This window comes from Caulobacter vibrioides OR37, from assembly GCF_000372645.1.
Classification (GTDB): domain Bacteria; phylum Pseudomonadota; class Alphaproteobacteria; order Caulobacterales; family Caulobacteraceae; genus Caulobacter; species Caulobacter vibrioides_E.
Genome location: NZ_APMP01000054.1, coordinates 1 through 3,966, shown reverse-complemented (window position 1 = coordinate 3,966; position 3,966 = coordinate 1). Strand labels below are relative to the sequence as shown.

The window sequence follows — 3,966 nt, the reverse complement described above, 5'->3', positions numbered from 1 at the left end:
AGGGTTCTTGTCTAGCTCAGGCCGCTGGCCGGGTTTGGCGCGGCGAAGGCGCTGAAGCCGTAGTGCGACAGCCAGCGGACGTCCGACGACCACATGTCGCGCAGGTCCGGCATGCCGTACTTCAGCATGCCCAGCCGGTCGACGCCCATGCCGAAGGCGAAGCCCTGGTACTCGTCCGGATCGATGCCGCAGGCGCGCAGGACGTTCGGGTGAACCATCCCGCAGCCCAGGATCTCAAGCCAGCTCGTGCCCTGGCCGATCTTGATCTCGCCGCCGCTACGATCGCACTGCACGTCCATCTCGGCCGAGGGCTCGGTGAACGGGAAGTGGTGCGGGCGGAACTGGGTGGTGACCGCGTCGGTCTCGAAGAACCGGGCCAGGAACGTCTCCAGGGTCCACTTCAGGTGGCCCATGTGGATGCCCTTGTCGATCACCAGGCCCTCGACCTGATGGAACACCGGCGTGTGGGTGGCGTCGTTGTCGCAGCGATAGGTGCGACCCGGCGCGATGATCCGGATCGGCGGCTTCTGCGAGACCATGGTCCGCACCTGCACGGGGCTGGTGTGGGTGCGGAGCAGCATCCGCTCACCGCTCTCCTTCGGATTGAAGAAGAAGGTGTCGTGCATCTCGCGGGCCGGGTGCTTCTCGGGGAAGTTCAGGGCCGTGAAGTTGTGGAAATCGTCCTCGATGTCCGGACCTTCGGCGACGGCGAAGCCCATCTCGGCGAAGATGGAGATCATCTCGTCCATCGTCTGCATGGTCGGGTGAACCGAGCCCTTGCGGCGGTAGGGCGCGGGCAGGGACAGGTCCAGGGTCTCGCTGGCCAGGCGCGCGTCGAGCTCGGCGGCTTCCAGGGCGGCCTTCTTGGCGGCGATGGCCTCTTGCACCTTGTCCCGGAGCGCGTTGATCGCCGCGCCTTGGGTCTTGCGCTCCTCGGGGCTCATCGCGCCCAGGGTCTTGAGCAGGCCCGAGATCGAGCCGGTCTTGCCGACGGCGGCCACGCGGACCGCGTCGAGCGTCGAGAGATCGCCAGCGGCGGCCACCTGGGCCAGCACGTCGGCTTCGAGGGTGTTGAGATCGGTCATGACGGGCATCCGTCTAGAGGATTTGGTCGCGGGGGAGTAGGGGAGCGCGCAGCAAAAAGCCCTCCGGTTCGCACCGGAGGGCTTTTCAGGATCGATTGGGCTTCGAAAAGCCCAGATGTCCTTAGGCCAGGGCGGCGCGAACCTTGTCGGCGATGGCCTTGAACGCAACCGGATCGGCGCCGGCGATGTCGGCGAGGACCTTACGGTCGATCACGATCCCGGCCACATCCAGGCCGTGGATAAACTGCGAGTAGGTGAAGCCTTCCAGACGGGCGCCAGCGTTGATGCGCTGGATCCACAGCGAACGGAAGGCGCGCTTGCGCACCTTGCGGTCGCGGTAGGCGTACTGGCCGGCCTTGTCGACCGCGGCCTTCGCCGTGCGGATGGTGTTCTTGCGGCGCCCGTAGAAGCCCTTGGCTTGCTCGAGAACCTTCTTGTGCTTGGCGTGGGCGACGACGCCCCGTTTCACGCGAGCCATGTGTCAGCGCTCCTCTTACAGGCCGTAGGGCAGGTAGGTCTTGATGATCTTGGCGTCAGCCTCGGTCATGACCTTCGTGCCGCGCTGTTGGCGGATGTACTTGCCATTGTGACCGATCAGGCGGTGGCGCTTGCCGGCGACGCCGGCCTTCAGCTTGCCCGTGGCGGTCAGTTTGAAGCGCTTTTTGGCGCCCGACTTCGTCTTCAACTTCGGCATTTCGCGTCGGAGCTTTCGCCCCGTCCTCTGGAAGCATGACGAACCGCCATGGCATGCCAATGGCCAGGCGGTTCCGGAAAGGCGGCGTTGCTACAGGAAAGACTCGCCGCTGGCAAGGGTTTAGGCGGCGGCCTTGGTTTTCCGGACGATCGCCAGAGAGAACCCGATGGCCGGTACCATTAGCGCCGCGCCGAACCAGTAGGGCCCGCCGGTCGCCAGGCCAAACAGCGGGCCGGCCAGCAGCGGCCCGCCGATACGGGCCAGCGAGCCGGAAGCCATGTTCAGGCCCAGCATCTGGCCCTGGCGGTCGGACGGACTGGCGCGCGAGATCAGGGCCGCCACGCAGGGGAAAACCAGCGACTGGCCAAAGGCGGTCAGCGCCACGGCCATGACCGCCACGGGCGGGCTGGGAATGAAGGGCGTGACCAGCAGGGTCAGGGCGATGATCGCCAGGCCCGTGGTCAGCACGGGTCCCTCGCCAAACCGTCGCGCCAGACGGCCGGTCAGCAGCCCTTGGCCCAGCGAGGCGATCACGCCGATCACCGCGAAGCAGAAGCCGACCTGTCGGGGACCCCAGCCGAAGCGGGCGTTGGTGTAGAGGCCGAAGATCGCCTCCATCCCGGCGAAGGCGGCGGTCGAGATCAGGGTGACCAGCAGCACGCGCGACAGGATGGGATGGGCGGCGGCGGCGCCCAGCGCCTCGTGCCGCCCGGGCTTCGGCGCGCCCGGCGCGGCGGGCGCGCGGCTTTCACCGACGAACAGGAAGATGCCCAGCGCCGCCAGGGCGGCCATGCCGGCGGCGAAGAACAGCGGGATCTGGAAGCCCAGCTGACCCGCCGAGGGATGGGCCAGCACGCCGCCGATGAACGGTCCCAGCACGAAGCCGGCCCCGAACGCCGAGCCCAGCAGGCCCATCCGCGCGGCGCGCTTCTCCGGCGCGGTGACGTCTGCCATGTAGCCCTGGATCGTCGATATGTTGCCGCCGGCGAAGCCGCCGATCAGGCGCACCGCCATGGCCAGCCAGATGTTCGGCGCGAAGGCCAGGGCCACATAGGCCAGGGTGTTGGCCAGGATCGTCACGATCAGAATCGGACGCCGTCCCACCCGGTCGGACAGGCGTCCCCACAGCGGTTCGCCGAAGAACTGGCCCAGGCTGTAGGCGGCGAACATCGTCGTCACCTGCCACGGCGAGGCGTGCATGGCCTGGGCGTAGAAGGGCAGCAGCGGAATGACCACGCCAAAGCCCACCAGGTTGATGAAGACAACCAGCAGAAGGACGGCCAGGGCTCGGCCGCTATGTTGAGGCTCTGACATCAGGCGGGCGGTTTACGCTGGAACGACCGGCTTGGCGACCACCCTCGACGCCGCCGGCCGTCTCGCGCCGGAAGACCCTAGTCCGGCGGGTTGTTCTTCTCGACGAAGGCGACGGTGGCTTGCAACATCTGGAGCCGTGTCTCGCTCTTGGATAACCAGTGGTCCTCGCCGCTGAGCGTAACGAATTCCACAGACTTGCCAGCGGCGCGCATGGCGGCCGCCATCTTCTGGCTTTCGCTGTAGGGAACGACCGTGTCGTCCTTGCCGTGAATGAGCAGTAGCGGAACCTCGACATTGCCGGCGTGCGCCGCGGGGGAGATCGTCTTCAGTTTTGGATCGCCATCGCCCGTGACGCCATATGAACGTTTGCGGTAGCGAACCAGATAGCTCTGCTCTCCATAGCGTAATATTTCGTCGTGGAAGCGGCCTGCCAAGTCGGCCGGGCCAGCTACCGATACGGCGCACCGGTAGATCCCCTTCTGGAGTGTTACGCCCGCGAGAGCCGCGTAGCCGCCGTAACTGGCGCCGACGATGCAAACCCGCTTGGGATCGATGACACCCTCTCGGGCGAGGAAGGCGACACCGTCGGAAAGATCGGTTTGCATCTTGCCGCCCCACTCGCCGTAGCCAGCTTCGGTGAAGGCGTTGTCCCGATTGGTCGAGCCTCGGTAGTTCGGCTGTAACACGGCGTAACCGCGCGACGCCAAGGCCTGAGCCCACCAGTCGAAGCGGATATCGTCTTGCGCCTCGGGACCGCCGTGCGGCAGCACGATCAGGGGCAGGTTCTTCTCTGGACGTCCCTTCGGTGTCGTCAGGATGGCGTCGATCTCGAGACCGTCAGCCGCCGCGTAGCGAAGCTCGCGCACCATCGCC

General features: G+C 66.6%; 5 protein-coding genes. All 5 read right to left on the bottom strand.

Annotated elements, in window-relative coordinates; all coding sequences use genetic code 11:
• Positions 1 to 11 precede the first annotated feature (11 nt).
• Positions 12 to 1,085 carry a phenylalanine--tRNA ligase subunit alpha gene (pheS, locus tag OR37_RS20385; RefSeq protein ID WP_004625092.1) on the bottom strand — a complete coding sequence of 358 codons (1,074 nt, stop codon included), beginning with the start codon at positions 1,083 to 1,085 and terminating at the stop codon, positions 12 to 14.
• Positions 1,086 to 1,206: 121 nt separating this feature from the next.
• Positions 1,207 to 1,563 (bottom strand): 50S ribosomal protein L20, encoded by a 357-nt coding sequence (gene rplT, locus OR37_RS20380; RefSeq protein WP_004625089.1) that lies wholly within the window; start codon positions 1,561 to 1,563, stop codon positions 1,207 to 1,209.
• Between the two features lie 15 nt (positions 1,564 to 1,578).
• Positions 1,579 to 1,779 carry a 50S ribosomal protein L35 gene (gene rpmI, locus OR37_RS20375; protein WP_004625088.1) on the bottom strand — a complete coding sequence of 67 codons (201 nt, stop codon included), beginning with the start codon at positions 1,777 to 1,779 and terminating at the stop codon, positions 1,579 to 1,581.
• A gap of 120 nt (positions 1,780 to 1,899) precedes the next feature.
• On the bottom strand, positions 1,900 to 3,093 hold the full coding sequence (locus tag OR37_RS20370; protein WP_004625085.1) for an MFS transporter: 1,194 nt from the start codon (positions 3,091 to 3,093) through the stop codon (positions 1,900 to 1,902).
• A 77-nt stretch (positions 3,094 to 3,170) separates the two neighbouring features.
• On the bottom strand, positions 3,171 to 3,966 hold a 796-nt coding region (locus tag OR37_RS20365; protein WP_004625084.1), incomplete at its 5' end, for an alpha/beta hydrolase family protein.

Bases quoted from the DNA above. Each gene is read 5' to 3' on its own strand.
- pheS (WP_004625092.1), bottom strand. From the start codon at position 1,085: ATGACCGATCTCAACACCCTCGAAGCCGACGTGCTGGCCCAGGTGGCC.
- rplT (WP_004625089.1), bottom strand. From the start codon at position 1,563: ATGGCTCGCGTGAAACGGGGCGTCGTCGCCCACGCCAAGCACAAGAAG.
- rpmI (WP_004625088.1), bottom strand. From the start codon at position 1,779: ATGCCGAAGTTGAAGACGAAGTCGGGCGCCAAAAAGCGCTTCAAACTG.
- OR37_RS20370 (WP_004625085.1), bottom strand. From the start codon at position 3,093: ATGTCAGAGCCTCAACATAGCGGCCGAGCCCTGGCCGTCCTTCTGCTG.